Source organism: Geobacillus uzenensis, assembly GCF_002217665.1.
In the GTDB taxonomy this organism is placed as follows: domain Bacteria; phylum Bacillota; class Bacilli; order Bacillales; family Anoxybacillaceae; genus Geobacillus; species Geobacillus subterraneus.
Genome location: NZ_NEWL01000005.1, coordinates 103786 through 128086 on the forward strand (window position 1 = coordinate 103786; position 24301 = coordinate 128086).

Sequence of the window (24301 nt, forward strand, 5' to 3'; positions counted from 1 at the left end):
GAATCGATGTATATAATGTTAATATAGCTTCGGCCACACTAGAAGATAAATTTCTTCAAATGACGGGAGATGGTACTATTGAGTAATTTGTACAATTTTATTAATTTAGTTAGAAATGAAAATATGAAACTCTATCTTCAAAGATCAAATCAGGTAATGATGGTTCTTCTTATTATTTTTGTAATTGCTGGAGCGATAATTGTTACTATTGGTAGTAAGCAACATGATGAGTCGGAAAATCTTCACTGGAAAACAGATTTAAAAGAGTATAATGAACATTTGGAAAAATTGGCAGTCGAACATCCTGAATTAAAACGCTGAACATAAGAATAACAACATTGCTTTAATCGCTGGTAAAACTATTTTAGCAACTGGGGGTCTAGGTTTTTTATATCGTTATACTGATAATCCTTCGGATGTAAAAGGCGAAGGTATTTTTATGGCATGGAAACATGGAGCAACTTTAATTGATATGGAATTTGTACAATTTTATCCTTACTGGTTAGTACATCCTAGAAGTTTTGATATCGGTACTAAGCTCTTTTCTCTAGGAGCTGTAATGAGAAATAAAAATGGCGAAAGAATAATGGATAAATATCCTGCCAAAGAACTTGAAACACGTGATATAGTATCTCGTACTATGTCTCTTTCTGAGACAGTATATTTAGATGTTATATAAGTTGAATTAAAGATTTACAACTGAACACACAAACGATCGATCGTTTGTTCTGGTTTCTGGTTGATTCGCTGAATAAAGGCTTGGACATTCTTTCTAATTTCTTGCACACTCGAATAGAACACGTTGTAAATCACGTCTGATTCCAGCCATTTCCATAGCCCTTCAATCAAGTTCAATTGCGGACTGTATGGTGGCAAAAAGACGAGCTCTAACCGATCTTCGTGTTCTTTTAAAAATGGCTGAATGAGTTTGGCATGGTGAATTCGAGCGTTATCTAAAATCATCACTATTTTGCCTGTGGGATAGCGTTCTAACACAAGTTGAAGAAATCGAAGAAATGTTTCCGCGTCATAGCGTTCTTCTTCGATGCAAAACACTTCCCCTGTTTCGTAGTTCAACGTGCCAATCAACTTCAGCCCTTGATGTTTTCCAAACGTCGGAATGATTCGTTGTTTTCCTTTGACAAACCATGTTTTTTGAATCGCTTGGTAATCACGAATCATCGACTCATCTTGAAAGAGGACATGGGCGATGTTCCCATCTACCAGTTTTTTTTTACTTCAGGGAAGGTGATTTCGACGAATTCTTTTTGTTTCTCTTCATCGGCATTGGCTAGTGTATAGGTCGGTTTCGTATAGCTTAGCCCTAACCGATGCAGAATGTCACTTGTTCCGCGAAGCGTGTATGTTGGCCCCCACTTTTGTTGAATGAGTTCAGCGATTATCGCAAGCGTCCAATTATATTTTGCTTCGAATCCCACATCTACGGGGAGCTGATGTTCAATGATCAAAGCCAGCTCTTTTTCCTGCTCAGGGGTCAATCGACGTGGGGCGCCAGGTGAGTATTTCATCTCCAGTCCATCAAGACCGCGCTGGGCGTAGGCATGAATATAGTTATAAATAGTTTTCTTGGATCGACCAATAATCGTTGCGATTTCTCCTTTGGTATATCCCTGCAAATGAAGATAAATCGCTTGGTAGCGTTCATATGCTCGTTTACTTTTTGCTTCTTTCATGGCAGTGGACAACTTTTCGATCTCGTCTTTGTGATTTGGCATCATATTTTCTCTCCGTTCCCCTATTTTCTCTTTGTATTTATTCGCCGTGGAACGGGAGAAAACCTTTATTTCAATTTATATAATAAAGAAGGCTGTACTGTGGTAATAACAAATAAACGTGCAAAATTAATTTTACCTCCACTTAGTCTGGTTCTGTGAATCCTACAAAATATACTTTTCATTTAATTTTAAATCTAAAAGCATTTTGTTTTTTACAAAGATAAAACAAAATCAAAAAATAAACCGAAGTAGGGGATTAATTATGAAAAAACATTTATTAATGCTTGAATTAAATCGTGGTCCATCAGGTATAGAATATTTAAAGGCGGCAAAAAAATTAGGAATATTCGTGACATTGGTTTCATTTAAACCTACGCACTATCTCAAAATGGAGAAACAACTTGGTTCCTCCATTCTTGAATACGTAGATAATATTCTAGTCATTGATACCCATCATAATATTAACAAGTTAATAGACACAATTATTGAGTATAATAACATTTATAAAATAGATGGGGTAATAGGAACTTACGATTTAGAGATGTTGCAGGCTTCTTTATTAGCTAAAAACCTTGGATTAATTGGAACAAATCCATTAGCTGTAGAGATTTCAAGAAACAAATTTCTCACAAGAAAAGCGTTATATGAAAGTAATATTAAAGTTCCTAAATTTGCTCTTGTAAATGGTTTAGAAGAAGCAATTGAGTTTGGAAACAAAATAGGATACCCATGCATTTTAAAGCCTGTTGATGGTCAGGGAAGTGACAATGTAGTACTTATTACGAGTCCAGAAGGATTTAAAGAACCAATTGAATTTCATCGGAATAATCCAATTTATTATAGAGGGGTTAAAAAATATCCTAAGTTGTTAGTAGAAGAATATCTAGAAGGTCCTTTAGTTAGTGTAGAAACTATATCCTATCAAAATGAAGTTTATGTACTAGGTATTACTGATCGTACAGTAGGGAAACCCCCGTATTTTGTTGCTGAAACAGCTTCTTTTCCGGCCAAAATTGATAACGAACACGAAGTTATACAAATGGTAATAGATGCATTACAAGCTATCAACTTTGACTTTGGACCAGCACATACCGAAGTTATTATTACAGAGGATGGTCCTAGAATCGTCGAAATTAATCCAAGATTAGCTGGAGGATCCATATCTTTAATGATGAATTGGTCTTTTGGAAGAAGCATACATGAAGAAATTATAAAAATGTATATGGGGATGCCGTTTTCCTTTGAAAGTAAAAGAAGAGGCATAGGAGCATATTTACGTATTTTTTCGGATAAAACTGGGATTTTAAAAAACATAGAAGGTATAGACTTAGCATATCAAGTACCAGGAATAAAAAATATTTATTTAGAACATGAATTAGGAGATTTAGTTTCTCATAATCCTAAAGGATTAGCTGATGGGCTAGGAGTAATATCAGCTTTTGGGGAAGACAAAGAGGAAATCATGAAGCATCTTTATGAAGCACGGTCAAAATTAAACATTATTGTATCATCAAGTCGATAAAACATTCCTTAATTTTAAAGTCCTGCGGTATTTTCTCGTGTCAGATGGTGTACGAGATAGCAGCGCATGCGGGTGAGGCGCAGGAGAACGATAATTGCTCCTCCATGACTGTCGTCATCTTGAGGTGGCCAAAACGGGGCCGATCGACAATGACTCAAGCATCGAGGTCATCGGTTTTATCCAAGTCGACATAAGCATCTTTAAATTTGCGAATCAGCTTGGGATTGATCGTAAACACCTTGAAATTCCAAGCCTGTATGGACTCCTGTTGATGGAAGAACATAGCCGGATACCAACTAAGGACGAAGTGGCTTCCATGCAGATAAGAATTTCGGATGGCTGAGTCTGTTGACCAGTCGCCCTCGCGAATAAGAACTCACGTTGGGCTATGGGCAGCCCTGGAAGTCGCCACTTCCAGCATGGGGTGCCAACGGGAACAACCTACTGGTTGGAAGTTCAAACAGGAGCCGGGGAAACAGACTTAACAAGTAGTCAAAGCTACAGGGGGAGAGAAGAGGTTCCCCGATGATCCTCGAGATCATTATCCGAGAGTATCGCGAAAAGTCCGCCCCCCGTATTTCTTCTATGGGGAGGGGAGCCTCGTCCCCCCCTCCCCTCAATAAATGAAGTTGTCAAGGAACAGCAATGGAACTGGAAATTTGCTTAAAAATTATTTCTAAACTTATTATACAAGGGGTGTTCATTAATGGAATTTAATGCAATGAAAAGAAAAAGAATGATTATGATTGGAGGTTGGACCCGGTTATACCGTAAAGCTGTCCAATGTGGGTTTGAATTAACCGTAGTTCAAGAAAAAGATAAAATTAAACTCGAGGATTTTAATTATATAGAACAGCTTATCACTTTTTCAATAGATGATCTTAACGTTTTAGATGTAATACGCATATTACACCAAAAACAACCCTTTGATTGTGTTGTATCCATGCAAGAGAAAGGACTTTTAACGGCAGCGTATATTCAAGATATGCTACAAATTAAAGGTAACCCAATAGATCCTGTACTTCTTACAAAAGATAAGGTAAGAATGAGAGAACATTTAGTTAAGCATGGTCTAAAATCTGTTCCTTTTAAAGCTATTACCAAAGTGGAAGATGTAGTTGAATTTATTAACAGAGTCGGATTTCCAATCATTTTAAAACCGGTTTATGGAACAGGTAGTAGACAAATACATAAAATAACCGATTTAGATCAAATCCAAGAAGCCTTATCTTCTATTCAAAAAGAATACGATTCGAATGTCGTCTTAGCGGAAAAATTTATGGATGGAGTTGAAGTTAGTGTAGAGTCTTTTACTTGGGATGGCAAACATACAATAATAGCCGTTACAGATAAAATGACTACGGGCAGTCCTTATTTTGTTGAAACTGGACATTGTATTCCTAGTTCATTACCTGAAAAGACAATTTTAGAAATCAAATATTTAACAATAGAATTTCTAAAAAGTATTAACCATTGGATGGGACCTTCTCATACTGAAATTATTATTACAGATGATGGTCCATACATTATTGAATCTCACACTCGTGCTGGTGGGGATTTTATATATGATTTAGTAGAAATGGTATATGGGGTTGACATGTTTACTCTTTTATTTGAAGGATTAGCAGGAAAAATTCCAAAGGTTAAGCTAAAAGAAGATCGTGGCGCAGCTGCAATTCAGTATTTTAATTTTGCTCCGGGGAAAATTACAAAAATTGAGGGTATAGAAGAAGTTAGGAAAAGCCCAGGAATCAAAAAGTGTCAAATTGATTTAGAGGTAGGAGCAGAGATCAAACCATTTACAAACTCTTCTGAAAGATATGGGTATATTATAGCTGAAGGTAGAACAAAAAAAGAGGTGTTGGAAAACATTGAGGCTGCATTGGGTAAACTATCCATTGAAGTGGAGTGAACAAATTGCTTCGATTATCACAATCTGTTTTAGTTAATACTGCTTTTCGAAAATATTTTATAGGTACAACTATTTCTTCTATTGGAAATGGAATGCAATTTATAGGGATAGCATGGTTTCTTTATAAACTTACTGGTAGTTCGTCTTCAATGGGATGGTTGCTTGCTACTTCAAGCTTATCGGGCATCCTATTTTCCCCATGGATAGGTGTATTAATTGATAAATGGGATAGAAGAGTAGTATGTATAATTGCAGACTGCTTTCGAGGGACAATAGTATTAATTATACCTATATTGTACTACTTAGATGTTTTATTAATCTGGCAAGTTTATTTAATTGTTTTTTTGATGTCAATAGGAGATCGATTTTACTTACCGGCCTCCGGAGGATTAGTTCGTGAGATAGTTCCTAAAACTAATCTACTTTCTGCTAATTCCCTGAGTAGTATGTTTAATCAATTGGGTCTACTAATAGGAACAAGTATTAGTGGGATTATTATGATGCATTTTAGTCCGGTTTTTGTAATGTTATTAAATGCTGTATCATTTTATGTGTCAGCCTTTTTTACCTTTTTGGTTAGAAATAATATAGTACTACCTAATAATGATTCTAAAAAATCCTCTAATTTTTTTAGTAGATTCTTAGAAGGAGTTCAATATCTAAAATACAATAAATTAGTACTATGTATAGCAGTTATTCAGTTAATTCTTTATATTGCTCTTTATACTTCTAATGTACTGTTACCGTCATTCACTGGGGAAATTTTGAAACTTGGTGCAAAAGAGTTTGGAATAATAGATTCTGCATGGGCTGCTGGTGCTATTGTAGGAGGGTTTCTATTATTAAAAATTACTAGTAAAATAGATGAACACAAATTCTTAAGTATAGGCATGTTTTGTTTAGCCGGTTCTATTATTATATTTTCTAACTCTAATGGTTTAATCCAAGCAGTAATAGGTTATTTTTTGATGGGATTATTTTTTGTTAGTACACGGATTAATTCTGATACACTAATCCAATCTAATGTAAAAACAAATTTCCAAGGTAGGGTAAAAAGCACAATATCAATGGCAATTTCTTATATAAGTTTTACTTCATATTTGTTAGTTGGATATTTAGGAGATATCACGAGTGTTGATTATCCAAAATTATACACGCGCCTTCCATAAATTTAGGCATACTCAAACAAAGAAAGCAGCGGCCATCCCGGATTTCCAAAGGAATCTTGGCCATCCGTATAGAGGCCCCACATCGGCTCCGTGGCGAAAGCTTTTCCATTGATGCATGGCGGCTAGCAGGAAGAAGTGAATCCACTCGCGCAACGTAAAGGTTCGAGACGAATCACGATATCCAACCGCTTCAGCAGTCAGTTGAATCTCGTCATCCGAAAGTGTGAGTAAAATATTTGTGGGTAACGTTCAGGAAGGATCCCCGATGAGAGTTGCGAACTTTTGTTCGCGACGCTCGTCGGGGCTACCAAGCGAAGCGCGGTAGGAAAAAGCGGATCTCATGCAAAAGGACTCTCTCCCTGCTATGATAGTGATTGTCCACATCAACCGAAAACAGGAGGGAAAGAGTCCATGAAACATCTTACCACAGAATGGCCTTTATTAAAAGAGCTGGAGGAACAATTGTTGAGAACTCTTCAAAACGTGTTGGCGGCCCCTGTCTCGCTGCACCACCCTGTTTCCCAACGGCATGGCCGGGTGCTGTTGGTGGAAGCCAAGGGGTGGAGACGGCCGGCATGCGTCCGATGGGCCACGCCGAGAGCGTGATGAGCCGGTTCGCGTACCGGGTGAAATCCCGCCGCAGCTGGAAAGACCAAGGACTTTAGTCGTTTCTGAAGGAGATGGTGGCCCGAATCGACGGAATATGGCGGAGAAAGGGGCAGTTGGAGGAGGAAGAGCCCCGGAGGGCAGTCTCGACCCCGACGAAGCCCAAGCGGATCGAACAGGCCAAACGGAAGGCAGGACGGTTGTTGGCGGATGTGATGCGTCAGAACATCCCGTATCTTCAACAGTTATCGGGGACACCGATTGATCAAGCGTTGCCGACGCTTCGGGACGGTGGGCGGATGTAAAAAAATAGATTGAAAGAAAGTCATCTCAAGAGTATAATGGCCAAAATAAATGGACTGCTCCATTAGCGTTTAAAGACTACTTCCATCAAGGTGAACTCTTTGGTGAACAAGTATTAGATTTCAAATATATCTTATTGGACATCAATCGAATGGAAAAAGATGAATTAATAAATAACGAGAACTTGATATCGTCTATATTTTATCTTGATCGTACCGTCAAGAATGAAGAAGAGATCTTTGAAAGATTAAACACCATTTCACGAGTCCTCCAATATATCCCGCGGGAAGATTTCTTGGTATTTAAAAATTGGGTAAAACATATACTAATCAATAGGTTCCCAGAAGAACAGTCTGGAGAAATAATAAGCCTCATTGAAAATTCGAATCAAGAGGAGGTGTCCTTTATGATTTCAGGGCTAGAGCAAAGTTATAAAAAAAATACAGAAAACGCATTAGCTGTTGTGAAGTTATTACTTGAAGGAAAGACGGTTGAGGAGATATCTGAGAAATTAAATTTACCGCCAAAAAAAGTTATAGAAATAAAAGAGATATTTGAGTCTATTAACAGCAAATTGAATTAACACGTTCTGCGGCAAAGGCAGGACGTTTTTTATTTAAAAAACGAATAATTTTTCAAGAAATTTAAGTGCCAAGAATCCGAGTTCGACAGTTTTTAGGCCATTTTAGGCAAATGAAATTGGACATTTTTCTTCAAAAAACGGCGGCCTTGATCAGCGAACCAAACTGACGGCCAAACAAGTGCAACTCTTTGCGGCCCTAGGGCTGGAGCCTCCTCCGAAGATTCTAGGCATTCATCCTCGCACCTACATACACGCCCAACGTATGCCCCAATGCCTCTCGTTCCTTTGGTATCAAGGGATGAGAGGCATTTTGTTTGCCTCGTCACTGTCGAACTCGGGGAATCCTTGTTGAACAGGAAAAGCCGTTGTTTGTTATTTTGTCTAAATTTATTCCTAATGAAACTGAATGTATGATGAAATGTGAAATGCTGTAAAGTTTTATGGTAAAATGGAACTGCATAGTCTTCTGAATATTTGTCAGGCATTAGAGTGATTCGGGAAACGACCAATGCGTATGGAGGAAAAATTGAAGATGGCGCACAATTTCCGTTTTTTAGAAGGAAAATGGGAAGTCCTCGCCCGTGTTGGGGAAACAGCGGAACGAAATGTATATCAAAATCCAAACGTGGCGATGAGTGAGCTGAGAAAATTTGCGGAAACGATTACAAAATATATTTTAGCTTTAGAAGAAATTCGGGAAGAGCGGGGAACGGATCAGCAAGAACGTCTAAGAGTTCTGTTGTACGAGCAAATTATCCCGAAAGAAATCTATGACTTATTGACGGTCATTCGGTTGAAAGGAAATGAAGCGGTACATAATCCGACTTATGGAGAAGTAAACGAAGCAAAGGCTTTATTGCATATGGCGTTCCGCATCGCCGTTTGGTTTATGGAAGTGTATGGCGATTGGTCATTCCAAGCTCCAGAGTATATCGAACCGACACCGCAAACCTCTATCACAGCAGATGAGTTCGATCAGATCGTTCAATCATACGAAGAAAAGCTCGCTCGATTGGAAACGGAGCTTGAAAAGATACGGAAAGAACAGCTATATATTAGCAGTGAAGAGAAGCAAAAACGACGTGAATTCTCTCAACGTGCCATCGCGAACTTTGAATTGACGGAGGCGGAAACCCGTCTTCTTATTGACCAACAATTACGAGATGCCGGGTGGGAGGCGGACTCTGAAAAGTTGCGATTCTCCAAAGGCGTTCGTCCGGAAAAAGGGCGAAACATGGCCATCGCCGAATGGCCTTTAAAACGCGGTTACGCCGATTATGCGCTATTTGTTGGTCTTGAACTGGTGGGCATCATCGAGGCGAAACGCGCCAGCAAAGATATTCCAGCGGACATTGAACAAGCAAAAGAATACGCCCAATTAGTCGTTCGACATGGCAACGAAGTGATCCATGAGCCGTGGGGAGACTATTTTGTTCCGTTTCTCTTTGCGACGAATGGGCGGCCATATTTAAAACAACTCGAACAAAAATCAGGCATTTGGTTTTTAGATGCTCGTAAATCAACCAATCATCCGCGTCCCCTTCAAGGATGGTATACTCCTCGTGGGCTGAAAAAGCTATTGGAACAGGATATTGAACGTTCAGAACAATTTTTGCGTGATGAAAAATTTGATTATTTGAAATTAAGACCTTACCAAGTGAAAGCCATTCAAGCTGTTGAAAAAGCACTCGAAGAGAAAAAACGCAGCATTTTAATCGCCATGGCAACCGGAACAGGGAAGACGAGAATGGCGATTGGCCTCATTTACCGATTGCTTAAAGCGAAACGCTTTAACCGCATCTTATTCCTTGTCGACCGAAAAGCGCTAGCGGAACAAGCAGAAAGCGCGTTTAAAGAAAGCAAGATGGAAAGTTTCCATACGTTCACCGAAATTTATAGCTTACAATCGTTATACGATCAAAAACCAGATGACGAAACGAAAGTGCATATCGCTACCGTACAAGGGATGTTAAAACGGATTTTTTATAACGACCGCTCGGGAGACATCCCGCCGGTGGATCAGTATGACTGCATCATTGTGGACGAAGCCCATCGCGGTTATACGCTAGATAAAGAAATGGATGAGGTCGAACTGCAATTTCGCGATCATCAAGACTACGTCAGCAAATACCGCAAAGTGCTCGATTATTTTGATGCCGTCCGCATCGGATTGACGGCGACGCCGGCGCTTCATACGACAGAAATTTTTGGACCGCCTGTCTTCACGTATTCTTACCGGGAAGCGGTAGTGGATGGCTATTTAGTCGACCATGAACCCCCGTATCAATTTGAAACGGTGTTGAAAAAGGAAGGGATTACGTGGGCGAAAGGGGAAACGGTCGATGTGTATGACACGGTGACAGGAACGATTTCGCAAGAGTATTTAGAAGACGAAGTCAACATTGACGTGTCGCAGTTTAACACCAAAGTCATTACCGAAAGCTTTAATCGTGTCATCATTCGCGAATTGACGAACTATATTTCTCCGGATGATGAAGGAAAAACGTTAATTTTTGCCGCCACGGATGATCACGCTGACTTAGTCGTTCGCCTTTTAAAAGAAGAGTTCGAAAATCTATACGGCGAAGTCGAAGACAACGCGGTGATGAAAATTACCGGTTCAATTAAAGATCCTTCCGGTGCGATCCGCCGCTTTAAAAACGAAAAATATCCAACTATTGTTGTTACCGTTGATTTGCTGACGACGGGGGTGGACGTGCCGGCGGTTACGAATCTCGTCTTCTTGCGTCGTGTCCGTTCGCGCATTCTGTATGAACAAATGTTGGGACGCGCGACGAGAAGATGCGAAGAAATCCAAAAAGACCATTTTAAAATTTTTGACGCGGTTGGAATTTATGAATCTTTAAAGCCGTATACGAGCATGAAGCCGGTCGTAACGCGTCCGAATATTTCGCTGACTCAGTTAGTCGAAGAACTAGAGGGACTAGAAAAAACGGAACATCTTCACTATCAAAAAGAACAACTTATCGCCAAAATCCAGCGGAAAAAGCGGAAATGGTCCGATCGGCAGCACCAAGACTTTCAAGTGCTGTCCGGCGGCAAAACGGTCGATGAGTTTATCGATTGGGTAAAAGCCTTGCCGCCGGAGGAATTACTTGTACAATTAAAAGAGTACAAGTCGATGTTCCGCTATATGGATGAAAATCGCTACCGGGAAAATAAGCAATATATTTCCACACATGAGGATCAACTGATCGCGGTCAAACGCGGCTACGGAAACGCGGAAAAGCCAGATGACTACTTGCAGTCGTTCGGCGAATTTATTCGCAACAATATGAACAAAATTCCGGCTTTAATGATCGTTTGCCAGCGGCCGACCGAGCTAACGAGGGAAGAACTGAAAAAGCTGCTGCTTGAACTGGACCAAAAAGGCTTTTCCGAGAAAAAACTGCAAGCGGCGTGGCGGGAGGCGAAAAACGAAGACATCGCGGCGGACATCATCGCCTTCATTCGCCAACAAGCACTAGGCGATCCGCTCATTAGCCATGAAGAACGGATTAAAAACGCCATGAAAAAGGTTTACCAAATGAAAGCATGGCCGCCGGTGCAAAAGAAATGGCTCGAACGCATTGAAAAGCAATTACTGCAAGAATCCGTTCTTCATCCAGATCCGGAAAAGGCTTTTGAATATGAACCATTTAAGAGCCGTGGAGGCTTTAAGCAGTTAAACCAAATTTTCGACGGACAATTAGCACAGATTGTTCGTGAAATTAATTCTAATTTGTACAACTATCATCAAAAGAAGGAGCAAGCGTAGATGAACAACAGAGAGATTGTACAAAAGCTTTGGAACTTATGTAATGTTCTACGTGATGATGGAATTACTTATCATCAATACGTTACGGAGCTAACTTATCTGTTATTTTTAAAAATGATGAAAGAAACCGGTCAAGAATATATCATTCCCGAAAACTATCGCTGGGATTCGTTAGTAGAAAAAGACGGGATTGAACTAAAAGAGCATTACCAACAGTTGTTGCTTGATTTAGGAAAAGAGGAAAATGAATTATTAAAACAAATTTATACGGACGCGACATCGAATATTAGAGAACCAAAGAACTTGGAAAAAATTATTCAATCCATCAATAACTTAGATTGGTATAACGCCAAGCAAGAAGGTTTAGGCGATTTGTACGAAGGACTGTTAGAAAAGAACGCGAGTGAAGTCAAATCAGGAGCGGGGCAATATTTTACGCCTCGCGTCCTTATTGATGTCATTGTCGAGCTCGTAAATCCACAGCCGGGCGAGCGCTGCCATGACCCCGCCGCGGGAACCTTCGGCTTTATGATCGCGGCCGATCGTCATGTGCGTGAACAGACGGATGATTATTTTGACTTATCCCAAGAAGAAATTGAATTTCAAAAATACAAGGCCTTCTCTGGAGTAGAGCTGGTCAGAGATACGCATCGCTTAGCGGTCATGAACGCGCTGCTTCATGATGTCCATGGTGAAATCTTGTTAGGCGATACCCTCTCATCACTTGGTGAGCGTCTGAAAAATTATGACGTGATCTTAACGAATCCGCCGTTTGGGACGAAAAAAGGCGGCGAACGGGCAACACGAACAGACTTTACCTTTACGACATCAAACAAGCAGCTGAACTTCTTGCAACACATTTACCGAGCTTTGAAACCGAATGGAAAAGCACGAGCCGCTGTCGTTGTCCCTGACAACGTCTTGTTCGAAGGCGGAGTCGGCGCCGACATTCGTCGCGACTTAATGGACAAATGCAACTTGCATACGATTTTACGCTTGCCGACCGGGATTTTCTACGCCCAAGGAGTGAAAACGAACGTCTTATTCTTCACCCGCGGAAAAACTGACGTCGGCAATACGAAAGAAGTATGGGTGTACGATTTACGGACGAACATGCCGTCTTTCGGCAAGCGGAATCCGTTGACGAAAGAACATTTTGCAAGATTTATCAAGGCCTATACGGCAGAAGACCGCCGCCAAGTTAAAGACGAGCGCTGGAATGTGTTTACAAGGGAAGAAATTGCGAAAAAAGGCGACAGCTTAGATATTGGCTTAATTGCTGATGAATCCCTATCCGTCTACGAAAACTTGCCAGACCCCATCGACTCCTCCGAAGAAGCGGTGAAAAAATTAGAATTGGCGATTTCGCTGCTAAGCGAAGTCATCGCCGAGCTAAAAGCGGTCGAACAACCTAATAGCTACCAAGCAACGAACGAAGTGCTGAAAGTGGCAGAAACATCTGAGGTGCTTAAAAAATGAGCAAAACGAAACAAAAAACGCTGGAAGAACTACTGGAAGAAGCGTTAGTGCCGGAAGACGAACAGCCGTATGAAGTGCCGGGGAATTGGGTGTGGGTTAGACTAGGTAGTATTAGTAGGTTTATTGACTATCGAGGTAAGACACCTAAAAAAACTGAATCAGGTATAAGACTAATCACCGCTAAAAATGTTAGGATGGGTTATATCCAAGACGAACCTAAAGAATTTATTAGTGAAAAAGATTATGATTCATGGATGACTAGAGGGATTCCAAATGTGGGTGATATATTATTTACAACCGAAGCACCTTTAGGGAATGTGGCTCAATTAGATATTAATGAGAAAATTGCGCTCGCTCAAAGGATTATCACAATCTCCCCTTATCAGCCACTTGAAAAGACTTTCTTTAAATATTGTTTAATGAGTCCACAAATGCAAGCTCTAATTAAAAGTAACGCTACTGGAACTACTGTTTCTGGGATAAAAGCGAGTAGGCTAAAGGAAATAGAGGTGCCTTTAGCTCCTTTACACGAACAAAAACGCATTGCTGAGAAAATCGAGTGGCTTTTTGCGAAAATTGATGAAGCGAAGCAGTTGATTGAAGAAGTGAAAGAGTCGTTTGAACTTCGCTGGGAAAGCATTTTAGACAAGGCGTTTAGAGGAGAGCTAACTAAAAAATGGCGATCTATGAACTCAATGACTGAAAAAGCTGATGATATTTTTAAAGAAATTCAAAAGGTCTATAAAAAAAGCAATAAAAAAGATGAAGACGAAATGAATCCACCTTATCAGATTCCTCAAAATTGGAAATGGGTTAGATTAGGTGATATTGTCGATATTAACCCACCTAAGAAGAAGCTAGCCGATATAGAAGATGATCAAATTTGCACATTTATTCCTATGCATTCTGTGAGTGATAAAACTGGTGAAATAGAAAATCAGGAAATTAGGAAGTATGCTGAAGTAAAGAAAGGTTATACATTTTTTCTTGAAAATGATATTCTTTTTGCCAAAATAACTCCCTGTATGGAAAATGGAAAAACAGCCATTGCGCAAAATTTAATAAATGGGTTTGGATTTGGATCAACTGAGTTTCATGTAATTAGAACAAATCCTTATATTAACAATAAGTTAATATATTATTTACTCCGATCTAAAAAATTTAGGATGGAAGCTAAAAAAGAAATGACAGGGGCAGTAGGTCAACAACGTGTACCTAAATCATTTTTGGAAAATTATTTATTTCCATTCCCGCCAAAAGGAGAACAGGACAAAATTGTTGAGTTATTGGATAACTTGTATGCTAAAGAAGTTGAAATTAATAAAATAGAGGTATTAGAGGGAGAAATAGATTCGATACGCCAATCCATCCTCAACAAAGCCTTCCGTGGCGAACTTGGTACAAACGATCCAACCGATCAACATGCCATTAAGTTGTTAAAAGAAGTGCTGAAATCGAAATAAACCATTTATGTAAGAGCTCACTCAACAAGTATGGAGTGAGCTCTTTTTCCTCTTCACTACCATTTTCCTCCCTTCCGACGAAAATCGGGAGGATTTTTTATGTCCATTGTCGAATGAATCCTTGACGAACAAGGAAAGAGAAGGAGTTTTTCGCTCGTAGATGTTGAAGTCAGCGCCACCACTGGATCATCGAGACAATATGGCTCTTTATAGCGATGCAGACGGTAACGGATCTTGCCCTACCGTAACGGGATGGGGGCGCGTCGTATCAGTCACATCTTTGAAATGGCGTGTGCAGCTTGCGACGAGGGCTGCGTTTTTTGGCAAATAAATTTATGTTAGAGATTTGTTTCACCCATAATAATGTTAGTTTTAGAGGTAAATGGTTGATAATATCTATGCGCATTGGGGGATGACAATGAAAATTTATGCTGAGCCGCTGGCCATATCCACCGATCAATGGCTGGACATGTTAAACGATCGAAGTGTATTCCGTGAAGAAGATGTGGAGCTGATCCGAACATTGTATTATTTTCCGGATTGTCGCGCATCGGGGAAAGAGCTGGCGCGTTTTTTAAACAAAGTCAGCCATTCCCCTTTAAATGCTCAAGTAGGAAGATTGGGCAAACGCATTATTCGAAAATATCCTGATGTTCAGTTTCCTATTCGTGAGGATGGGAAAATACGGTATTGGCATATTCCTTTTTTAGGAGAAGAGCGTCGCGATAAGTATATTTGGCAATTGCGCCCTGAATTACGCGAGGCGGTGCGCCGATACGAACAAACGGACACGGATCATCAAAACGATACGTTATTGCCGAGCGAGCTGGAGGATGTCTCGCTGCGCGAAGGCGGCAAAAAGCTGGTCGCTGTGAATCGGTATGAACGAAATGCAAGGGCGCGGAGGCTTTGTTTGCAAAAGCACGGCTACCGTTGTTCCGTCTGCCAATTTGACTTTGAGCAAGTTTACGGAGAAATCGGGAAAGGATTTATCGAAGTTCATCATCTCCTTCCGCTGAGCGAGATTGGTGAGCAATACACGGTGAACCCGTTTGACGATTTGCGTCCGGTCTGCCCGAATTGCCATGCCATGTTGCATAGGGGGAATTTGTCTATTGAAGAATTGAGGGAGATTGTTGAAACACGTAGGAGGATTTAGTTTGTTGTTGAGCGTCTGGCCAAATGCATTTTGGGATTGCTTGGCCGGGCTCTATCAAATTGCGGCGGCCGAAGACAAGTGGTTGAAAGGGAACGTCTCATGCTTGAACATTTTTCTTCAAAAAACGGCGGCCTTGATCAGCGAACCAAACTGACGGCCAAACAAGTGCAACTCTTTGCGGCCCTAGGGCTGGAGCCTCCTCCGAAGATTCTAGGCATTCATCCTCGCACCTACATACACGCCCAACGTATGCCCCAATGCCCCTCGTCCCTTTGGTATCAAGGGATGAGAGGCATTTTGTTTGCCTCGTCACTGTCGAACTCGGGACACTGTCACTCGTCCAAACAGAATGAGTGATCATCTCAAGCTGGAACAGCCTCCTGCTCTTCAGCGTGAGCAGAAGTTAGGGAATGTTCAGTGTTGATTAGACAAACTATTCTAGTACATCGACAAAACCATATTAATATTATTTTTATAATATATATATTGATTATCTTCAGCATTACTTCCCTTTCATAGACAGGCTGTGAGAATCTTGAACAAAATAGTAAAATATTTGACAAAAACTTCAGGAAATTTTCTGATCATGCTAGAATATGAATATAGGAAGATAAACCATTTTGGGGGGTGGATGTATGCTACATATTGTAGCTTGTATTAAGCAAGTGCCGGATACGAAGGTTGCCAAGATCAATCCGAAGACGAATACGATCGACCGCGCCAGCGCCCCGGCGATTTTAAATCCGTATGATGCGCACGCGGTAGAGGAAGCTGTCCGCCTAAAAAAGAGATATGGCGGCGTCGTTTCCGTATTGACGATGGGTCCGCCGCCGGCGGTGAAGGCGATTCGAAAGTGTATTGAGCTTGGCGCTGATGAAGGGTATATGATTTCCGACCGCGCGTTCGCCGGGGCGGATACGTTAGCGACGAGCTATGCGCTGGCGAAGGCGTTGGAACAAATCGCGAAGCAGCGGCCGATTGATTTGATTATTTGCGGAAAGATGACCATTGACGGTGATACAGGTCAAGTGGGGCCAGGCATCGCCCGCCGCTTGGATATTCCGCCGCTCACCGGTGTAAACAAAGTCGTGGAAATTAACAAAGAAAAAGGATATGCGATCGTCCACCGCAAGCTGGAAGATGGCTATGAAGTCGTGAAATCGACGCTCCCCTGTTTATTCACCGTTGAAAAAGAAATTAACGACATCTCCTTTGCGCCTTTACCCAACATGATCAAAGCCGCACGATATCACCCGACGATTTGGACTGCAGACGATTTAGAAAATGTTGACCGCAAACAGTTAGGATTAAAAGGCTCCCCAACGATTGTTTCAAAAATATGGACGCCGCCGAAGCCAAAAGGCGGCGAGCTGCTGGAAGGAACAACAGAAGAAAAAGTCGAACAACTGCTTTCGATCGTTCTTGAGAAAAAAGAATTGTTTCAATCATAAAAACAGAGACATAGTGGGAGGGGATTTTTGTATGAATTTGGAAGATTATCGGGGGATATGGGTATACATTGAAGTGAAAGACGGAAATGTGGCCCCTGTTTCCTTGGAGCTGCTCGGAGCCGGGCGGATGCTGGCGGATAAACGCGGCACAGAGTTAGGCGGGGTGTTAATTGGAAGCGGTGTCAAACCGCTCGCGACGACGTTGTTTGCCTACGGGGCCGACGTTGTCTATGTATATGATGATCCGATTTTTGAACATTATCGCACAGAGCCGTATATGCGCGCATTGCTGGATTGCTGTCACAAGCATAAGCCGGAAGTATTGTTGTACGGGGCGACGCCAACAGGAAAAGACTTAGCAAGCGCCATTGCCACCGATTTGCCAACAGGGTTAACCGCCGATACAACGATACTCGATATTGAAGAAGACACCGGGTTATTGCTGGCGAGTCGGCCGGCGTTTGGCGGCAACATTATGGCGACGATTTTATGCAAAAAGTACCGCCCGCAAATGGCGACAGTCCGGCCAAAAGTGATGAAGGCGCTTTCGCCTGACCCGGCACGGACCGGCCGGATCATCGAGGAGCAGATCGAGCTGCACGAGGAACAGATGCGGACGAAAGTGCTTGAAGTCGTAAGAGAAACGGTGAAAAAAGCACGCATCGACGAGGCGGACATCGTTGTGGCCGGCGGCAAAGGAATGGGCAGCAAAGAAGGATTTCAGCTCATCCATGAGCTGGCGGATGTCCTCGGTGCGGCGGTCGGCGCCAGCCGCGATGTCGTGGAAGCCGGCTGGATCGACCACCATCATCAAGTCGGGCAAACCGGGGTGACGGTGACGCCGAAGATTTACTTCGCCATCGGCATTTCGGGTGCGATACAACATATCGTCGGCATGCAAAACTCCGAGCTGATCATCGCCATTAATAAAGATCCGAACGCGCCGATTTTCCAAGCGTGCCATTACGGCATTGTCGGCGATGCGCTGGAGATCGTGCCGCTACTCATTAAACGGTTGAAAGAAGAGCTTCCGAAATTAAACGCATCGGCCGATGCGAAGGAGGAAATCCGCCATGCCTGAAAAGTTTGATTGTATCGTCGTCGGAGCGGGGCCGGCCGGAACGGCGTGCGCCTATGAGCTCGCCAAAGCCGGAGTCAACGTATTATTGCTTGAGCGCGGCGAATACCCAGGATCGAAAAACGTCATGGGCGGCGTGCTCTATCGAAAAATGATGGAAGACATTATTCCGGAGTTTTATAAAGAGGCCCCGCTCGAGCGGCCGATCGTTGAGCAGCGGTTTATGCTGATGGATAAAGAGTCGGCGGTGACGTTCAGCTATAAAGGATTGGAGTGGGGGCGCGAGCCGTACAACAACTTTACCGTTTTGCGGGCGAAGTTTGACCAATGGTTTGCCGAGAAAGCAGTCGAACAAGGGGCGTTGCTCGTTTGTGAAACGGTGGCACTCGAATGCATCGTTGAAAAAGGCCGCGTCGTCGGTGTCCGCACCGACCGCCCGGACGGCGAGGTGTATGCCGATGTCGTCGTGCTGGCGGACGGCGTGAACTCGCTTTTGGCGAAACAGCTCGGGTTTCACCGCGAATGGCGGCCGGATGAAGTCGCGCTCGCAGTGATGGAAATTGTCAAGCTCGATAAAAAAGTGATCGAAGAACGTTTCAACCTTGAGCCGGAGCAAGGATGCACGATCGAGCTGCTCGGCGATGCAACAAAAGGCATATTAGGAACCGGATTTTTATACACCAATAAAGACACCTTAAGCATCGGCGTCGGCACGCTGCTTTCCGGGCTGATTAAGCATAAGATTAAACCGTACGAACTGCTTGAATACGTGAAAAACCACCCGATGATCCGCCCATATCTCCAAGGGAGCGAGCCGGTCGAGTACTTGGCGCACTTGATTCCGGAAGGCGGCTACCACTCGATGCCGAAAGTGGTCGGGGACGGTGTGCTTGTCGTTGGGGATGCCGCCCAGCTCGTCAACGCCATTCACCGTGAAGGGTCGAATATGGCGATGACTTCCGGACGCCTGGCAGCCGAAACGATCATTATGGCGAAAACGTACAACGATTTCTCGGAAAGCATGCTTGACCACTATCGGCTGAAACTGATGGAAAGCTTTATTGTCCAAGACTTGAAGAAGTATAAAGATGCGACCCATCATTTTGATGCGTTCCCGCAATATTTTGAACGCTACATTCCGCTGCTCAACCGGGCGGCCAGCCACATGTTTACGGTCGATGGGGCATCGAAATGGGAAAAACAGAAAAAAATTTGGCGCGATCTTGGCTCGGTGAAGGAAAAACTCAAATTGGCGCGTGATGTGTTCAAGGCATGGGAGGTGATGAAATAATGAGCCATTTGCCAACGATTGAGGAAAAACAATACTTAGTCCGCTTTAATGCCGATACGAAATCCCACCTTCACGTCCTTGATCATGACATTTGCCTGACGAAATGCCCGGATAAAATTTGCACGATTTTCTGCCCGGCGGCGGTGTATAAATGGGAGGGAACGCGGATGCATGTCGGTTATGAAGGCTGCCATGAATGCGGCAGCTGCCGCATCGGCTGTCCGTATGAAAATATTCGTTGGGAGTATCCGAGAGGCGGTCACGGGATCGTCTTTCGGCTAGGGTGATCGTTATGTTCCACATCGGGGATTGCGTCATTTTTGCCTGTGATGGGGCGAGGGGAATCGTGCTTGAAATGAATGATCACTCTTGCCACGTGTTATGGGAAGACCGTTTCGTCAGTTGGGAGAAAAAAGAGCTGTTAACGGTCGATGTGGAGTTGACGAAAAGGCAAACGATTCGTGTTTCTTCCGATGTCAACCACCCGTTGTAAGGGTGGTTTTTTATGGGGGAGAAGAAACAGCGGAACGAAGCATTCGTCGGTGTAGGCGGAGCGGCGTTTGTGGTAAGCTAGTGGGGAGGCATACTTGCACAGGAGGGACTGACTAGTGGTTACAACGAACGAGGCGTTTCCCACCAACTTTTTATGGGGAGGAGCGACGGCGGCCAACCAGATCGAAGGAGGATTTGGCGAAGGAAACAAAGGGGTAAGCATTGCCGATGTGCTTCCGGGAGGAAAGATGAGGCAACAACTGCTTAGGGAAAAAGGGTTGCAGTTTGCCATTGATAAGGAGAAGTACACATACCCGAACCATGAAGCGATCGACTTTTACCACCGGTATAAAGAGGATATAGCCCTGTTTGCTGAGATGGGATTTAAAGCGTTCCGCCTATCGATCGCCTGGACGCGCATCTTCCCGAACGGCACCGAGCTTGAGCCAAATGAAGAAGGGCTTGCCTTCTATGATCGGGTGTTCGATGAGTTACATAAATACGGGATTGAGCCGGTGGTGACGATTTCCCATTATGAAATGCCGCTCCATTTGGCCAAAGAATACGGTGGCTGGCGGAGCCGCGAACTGGTAACGTTGTTTGAACGTTACGCCAAGGTGATTTTCCAGCGTTATAAAGATAAAGTGAAATATTGGCTGACGTTTAACGAAATAAACGGTGCGCTCCATTTTCCGCTCATGAGCATGGGATTTGTGCCGGAAAGCGAAGAGACGAAATATCAAGAGTTGTTTCAAGCGTTCCATCATCAATTTGTCGCCAGCAGCCTGGCGGTGAAGGCGTGCCGCGAGATCATTCCGGACGCAAAAATCGGCTGCATGATTCTCGCCGCCCCGGTGTACCCGTACGACTGCAATCCAGAAAACGTCATGCATGCACTTGAAGAGGAGCGGCTGTTGAATTTCTTTTGCGCCGACGTTCAAGTGCGCGGCGAGTATCCATCCTTTATGAAACGCGTGTTCGACGAGCGCGGGGTGAAACTCGATATTCGCGACGGGGATTTGGAACTGATCAAGAAGCATACGGTCGACTATATCGGTTTAAGCTACTATATGTCCGTCACCCAGAAAAAAGACAAGATGGATGATGAGCTCATCCCCGGCAGCGTATTTGATGGGGTGAAAAACCCGTTCCTTAAAGCGAGCGACTGGGGCTGGGAGATCGACCCTATAGGGCTGCGCATCATTTTAAACCGGTTGTACGATCGGTATCGCGTACCGCTTTTTATTGTGGAAAACGGGCTTGGGGCGCATGACAAAGTGGAAGAAGACGGCTCGATTCACGACGATTACCGCATTGACTATTTGCGCCGTCATATCGAAGCAGCGCGTGAAGCGATCGCCGATGGCGTCGAATTGATTGGCTATCTCGTATGGGGCTGCATTGACCTCGTGAGCGCCTCGACCGGCGAGTTTTCAAAACGGTACGGGTTGATTTATGTCGATAAACATGACGACGGCAGCGGGACGCTGGAACGGAGGAAGAAAAAGTCGTTTTACTGGTACCAGCGTGTGATTGTGACGAATGGGGAAGTACTGTAATGTTTGGCGGCCGGAAGGTGCATCATTTTGGATAGAACGGATTCTAAGATGAAAGGCAAAAGGCGGGCGGCAAACGAGAGCAACCGGTTTTAATGAGGTCATTTGCCTTTTTCACGGGCAGTGTTCACCGTTTGGTGGCGTTGCCCGTTTTTCGTGGGAAGCATCAGACGGTGGAATGGCGCCTTGTCTGTTTTTGGGGCCACCCATTGCCTACAATGGTCTTGCCGGTGGATAGGTCTTGAAGCTTAGATCAGGCGCTGTGATGTAATGAAGATAGACGCATATACAGAGAGCAATGTGGTGTCTTCGGACATACAATAGAAAAGGCAATATTAGAGAAAAAGGAGTGGTTCATTTTGGTGATTGTGTCAGCGACGAACGATCATTACGCCCAACACTTAGCGGTAATGTTAACATCGCTATTAAAAAATCAAAAAATGAATCGCCCAATCCATATTTATATCCTGTACAGCGATCTTTCTACCATCAGCATGGCGAAGCTCCAACGAGTTGTTGGGCAGTTTCATACGCCAATCACCTTTCTTCGTGTCGACGTCCAATTGTTTGCCGATTTTGCGTCTGGTTCGGGAGGGCAAAAATACATCAGCAAAGAAGCCTACTACCGGATGATCATCCCTGATGTGCTCGGTGAGGAGATTTCGAAAGCATTGTATTTGGATTGCGATATCATCGTCAGAACCGACCTCACGGAATTATGGGAAACGAATATCGAGGAATATGATCTAGCGGCAGTGGACGAGTCACGGGTGCTGACCAAATCGGATCGGGACATTCGAATGAACAGGCTGTCGTTGCCCCCGGATTCCTATTATTTTAATTCTGGTGTATTACTAATGAATCTAAAACGGTGGAGGGAGAAAAACATTTCTGCCGAATTGATGGAGTTTGTCAAGTCCCATGGCGACAAGCTCGCCTTAATGGATCAAGATGCGTTAAACGCAGTCCTTTTCAACCGCTGGCTTCGCCTCGATGACAAATGGAACTTCACCGCCGCCCACTCTGCAAAACGGTCGTCCAAAAAGGCAGCCATTCTCCATTTCACCGGTCCTGAAAAACCATGGAATTCGAAAAGTCCGTTTGCGAAAGAATATCGCAAATATTTAAAAAAGTCGTTATGGGAAAAACCTTTATCGCTGGAATGAGTGCTTTCATTGAAGGGGGTGAAGACGATTGTTCGAACGAGTGTCGATCCTCATTCCGTACAAACCTGACAGTGGCATCCGAGACCGCAATTTTCATTGGGTAAAAGAGTTTTACGAAAAGATGTTCCCTGAAGCTGAAATTTGCGTCGGTGTTTCTGAAGAAGAGCCGTTCAATCGAGCGCAGGCCATCAACCGTGCTGCCAAACAAGCCACCCGCGATCTATTCGTGATTATCGATGGGGATATTTTTTGCGACCCGGAAGTGATGAAAGATGCTGTTGAACATGCGATCAAGGCGCCATGGGTCATTCCTTTTCGCAAAATTGTGCGAATCACTGAGGAAAACTCGCGGATGTTGTTAGAGACCTCTCCAACTTGGCCAGTCGAGGTGACGGAGTTTGAGCTTATTCATACGTCGGAGTTTACGCATCTTGGAGGGTTTAACGTCATTTCTCGCGATCATTTCCTAGCGGTCGGGGGCTTTGACGAGCGGTTTTCAGGATGGGGAGGGGAGGATGACGCCTTCAGCTGCGCCGTGAATACGCTATGTGGCCGCTACAAGCGGCTCGAGCATACGATTTATCATCTGAGGCATCCGGTCGTCGGGTATGAGAACAACCCAAAAGGCGAGCGCAATTTGATGCTTCGCGAGTTGTATTATGAAGCCGAGAACGACAAAGCGAAAATGAAGCGCGTCCTTTCGCAGGCTAAGAGCATTTTTCAACGACAGGACAAAGAGGAGAGGAAAAAAAGCGGGAAACAGGCGAAACAGAAAGAGACCATTCACATTGTGACGGCGGCCAACGATGCTTACGCTGAGCCGTTAGCGGTGATGCTTTGTTCTTTGTTGAAAAACAAAAAATCGGACAATCCAATTCATATTTATGTCATCGGTAGCGACATCAGCGAAGAAAAGAAATCGCTGTTAGTGAAAATCGCCAAAAAGTATAAGGCAAAAATGGATTTTAAACATATCGATCGAGCTGTGTACAGCGAGTTTGCAACCTTCGCTTATTTGACGAGAGAAACGTATTACCGCCTGTCCATTCCGGAGCTCTTTGACGAAACGGTTGAGAAAGTGCTGTATCTCGACTGTGATCTCATTATAAAAAAGGACATTACGGAGCTATGGAAGATAGATATCAGCGGATATTTGTTAGGCGCAATTGAGGATCATTGGATAAAGCAATCAAGAAATGTTGATTTGTTTATGCCGGAGAATTCGAAGTATTTTAATGCCGGTGTGCTGTTGATTAACGTAAAAAAGTGGCGCGAGCAGCATATAAAAGAACAAGTGATGGAATTCCTCCGTGCGCATTCAGACCGCATTCAATATTGCGATCAAGACGCACTGAACGCCGTTCTTTTCGATCAATGGCTGCCGTTGGACCTGAAATGGAATTTTCAAACGTACCATTTATACGATCCGGTCGCTAAACTCAAACCGTCGATCATTCATTATACCGGGGAGAATAAGCCGTGGAATGCCGATCATCCGTTGAAAAAGTATTATTTGAAATATAGAAAAGGGATTTTCTAAACGTACCGTACATGGGT

At 43.4% G+C, this 24301-nt stretch carries 21 protein-coding genes and 3 pseudogenes; 22 read left to right on the plus strand and 2 right to left on the minus strand.

From position 1 onward, the window contains the following. Positions 1 to 78: 78 nt before the first annotated feature. Positions 79 to 321 (plus strand): hypothetical protein, encoded by a 243-nt coding sequence (locus B9L21_RS05850; protein ID WP_063165527.1) that lies wholly within the window; start codon positions 79 to 81, stop codon positions 319 to 321. Between the two features lie 16 nt (positions 322 to 337). Further along, positions 338 to 679: an FAD-binding protein gene (locus tag B9L21_RS05855; RefSeq protein WP_082816532.1), complete on the plus strand. Its 342-nt coding sequence runs from the start codon at positions 338 to 340 to the stop codon at positions 677 to 679. 14 nt (positions 680 to 693) lie between these two features. On the opposite strand, the gene B9L21_RS05860 is transcribed toward B9L21_RS05855, so the two are convergent. Beyond that, positions 694 to 1739, minus strand: a protein-coding gene (locus B9L21_RS05860) for an IS630-like element ISBs2 family transposase (protein WP_089134988.1) whose coding sequence is annotated in 2 segments (ribosomal slippage) — positions 694 to 1233 and positions 1236 to 1739 — 1044 coding nt in all. Because the reading frame shifts where the segments join, the coding sequence is not laid out codon by codon here. A gap of 259 nt (positions 1740 to 1998) precedes the next feature. Here B9L21_RS05860 and B9L21_RS05865 point away from each other — a divergent pair. From B9L21_RS05865 to B9L21_RS05880, 4 genes are all read left to right on the plus strand, one after another. Then, positions 1999 to 3258 carry an ATP-grasp domain-containing protein gene (locus tag B9L21_RS05865; protein ID WP_063165529.1) on the plus strand — a complete coding sequence of 420 codons (1260 nt, stop codon included), beginning with the start codon at positions 1999 to 2001 and terminating at the stop codon, positions 3256 to 3258. Between the two features lie 94 nt (positions 3259 to 3352). Beyond that, complete coding sequence (locus tag B9L21_RS17575; protein ID WP_063165530.1) at positions 3353 to 3601, plus strand: hypothetical protein; 249 nt, start codon at positions 3353 to 3355, stop codon at positions 3599 to 3601. Between the two features lie 363 nt (positions 3602 to 3964). Next, positions 3965 to 5170 (plus strand): ATP-grasp domain-containing protein, encoded by a 1206-nt coding sequence (locus B9L21_RS05875; RefSeq protein WP_063165531.1) that lies wholly within the window; start codon positions 3965 to 3967, stop codon positions 5168 to 5170. 5 nt (positions 5171 to 5175) lie between these two features. After that, positions 5176 to 6339 (plus strand): MFS transporter, encoded by a 1164-nt coding sequence (locus B9L21_RS05880; RefSeq protein WP_172796418.1) that lies wholly within the window; start codon positions 5176 to 5178, stop codon positions 6337 to 6339. A 51-nt stretch (positions 6340 to 6390) separates the two neighbouring features. Here the strand turns inward: B9L21_RS05880 and B9L21_RS05885 are convergent. Then, a pseudogene (locus tag B9L21_RS05885) lies at positions 6391 to 6573 on the minus strand (IS4 family transposase); the annotation flags it as partial. A gap of 177 nt (positions 6574 to 6750) precedes the next feature. Here B9L21_RS05885 and B9L21_RS17885 point away from each other — a divergent pair. The 16 genes and pseudogenes from B9L21_RS17885 (at position 6751) to B9L21_RS05960 (ending at position 24284) form a co-directional block, all read left to right on the plus strand. Further along, positions 6751 to 6945: a hypothetical protein gene (locus B9L21_RS17885; protein ID WP_225995631.1), complete on the plus strand. Its 195-nt coding sequence runs from the start codon at positions 6751 to 6753 to the stop codon at positions 6943 to 6945. Next, positions 6894 to 7250, plus strand: a pseudogene (locus tag B9L21_RS17890) (UPF0236 family transposase-like protein); the annotation flags it as partial. The gene B9L21_RS17885 and the pseudogene B9L21_RS17890, both read left to right, overlap by 52 nt. An 8-nt stretch (positions 7251 to 7258) precedes the next feature. Further along, the gene (locus B9L21_RS05895; protein WP_082816568.1) at positions 7259 to 7831 is read left to right on the plus strand and encodes an Rpn family recombination-promoting nuclease/putative transposase; all 573 of its coding nucleotides are present in this window, start codon (positions 7259 to 7261) and stop codon (positions 7829 to 7831) included. Between the two features lie 532 nt (positions 7832 to 8363). Beyond that, positions 8364 to 11609, plus strand: a complete 3246-nt coding sequence (gene hsdR / locus B9L21_RS05900) for a type I restriction-modification system endonuclease (protein ID WP_063166553.1) — start codon at positions 8364 to 8366, stop codon at positions 11607 to 11609. Then, positions 11610 to 13088: an N-6 DNA methylase gene (locus B9L21_RS05905; protein ID WP_063166552.1), complete on the plus strand. Its 1479-nt coding sequence runs from the start codon at positions 11610 to 11612 to the stop codon at positions 13086 to 13088. Continuing rightward, on the plus strand, positions 13085 to 14551 hold the full coding sequence (locus B9L21_RS05910) for a restriction endonuclease subunit S (RefSeq protein WP_063166551.1): 1467 nt from the start codon (positions 13085 to 13087) through the stop codon (positions 14549 to 14551). Before B9L21_RS05905 ends, B9L21_RS05910 begins: the two co-directional genes overlap by 4 nt. Before the next feature lie 418 nt (positions 14552 to 14969). After that, complete coding sequence (locus tag B9L21_RS05915) at positions 14970 to 15710, plus strand: HNH endonuclease (protein ID WP_063166550.1); 741 nt, start codon at positions 14970 to 14972, stop codon at positions 15708 to 15710. 84 nt (positions 15711 to 15794) lie between these two features. Then, positions 15795 to 15938 (plus strand): annotated as a pseudogene (locus tag B9L21_RS18190) (transposase); the annotation flags it as partial. Between the two features lie 407 nt (positions 15939 to 16345). Further along, positions 16346 to 17161: an electron transfer flavoprotein subunit beta/FixA family protein gene (locus tag B9L21_RS05925; RefSeq protein WP_063166549.1), complete on the plus strand. Its 816-nt coding sequence runs from the start codon at positions 16346 to 16348 to the stop codon at positions 17159 to 17161. A gap of 31 nt (positions 17162 to 17192) precedes the next feature. Further along, positions 17193 to 18242, plus strand: a complete 1050-nt coding sequence (locus tag B9L21_RS05930; protein WP_063166548.1) for an electron transfer flavoprotein subunit alpha/FixB family protein — start codon at positions 17193 to 17195, stop codon at positions 18240 to 18242. Beyond that, positions 18235 to 19530: an FAD-dependent oxidoreductase gene (locus tag B9L21_RS05935; RefSeq protein WP_063166547.1), complete on the plus strand. Its 1296-nt coding sequence runs from the start codon at positions 18235 to 18237 to the stop codon at positions 19528 to 19530. The genes B9L21_RS05930 and B9L21_RS05935 overlap by 8 nt, the downstream gene beginning before the upstream one ends. Then, positions 19512 to 19817 carry a ferredoxin family protein gene (locus tag B9L21_RS05940; protein WP_063166546.1) on the plus strand — a complete coding sequence of 102 codons (306 nt, stop codon included), beginning with the start codon at positions 19512 to 19514 and terminating at the stop codon, positions 19815 to 19817. Before B9L21_RS05935 ends, B9L21_RS05940 begins: the two co-directional genes overlap by 19 nt. Positions 19818 to 19822: 5 nt before the next feature. Further along, positions 19823 to 20023 (plus strand): hypothetical protein, encoded by a 201-nt coding sequence (locus B9L21_RS05945; protein ID WP_063166545.1) that lies wholly within the window; start codon positions 19823 to 19825, stop codon positions 20021 to 20023. A 115-nt stretch (positions 20024 to 20138) separates the two neighbouring features. Beyond that, positions 20139 to 21581: a glycoside hydrolase family 1 protein gene (locus B9L21_RS05950; protein ID WP_063166544.1), complete on the plus strand. Its 1443-nt coding sequence runs from the start codon at positions 20139 to 20141 to the stop codon at positions 21579 to 21581. Positions 21582 to 21940: 359 nt separating this feature from the next. Further along, a complete protein-coding gene (locus tag B9L21_RS05955; protein WP_225995629.1) occupies positions 21941 to 22744 on the plus strand; it encodes a glycosyltransferase family 8 protein in 804 nt (267 codons plus the stop codon). A 28-nt stretch (positions 22745 to 22772) separates the two neighbouring features. After that, a complete protein-coding gene (locus tag B9L21_RS05960; RefSeq protein ID WP_063166542.1) occupies positions 22773 to 24284 on the plus strand; it encodes a glycosyltransferase family 8 protein in 1512 nt (503 codons plus the stop codon). The last annotated feature ends 17 nt before the right edge of the window (positions 24285 to 24301 follow it).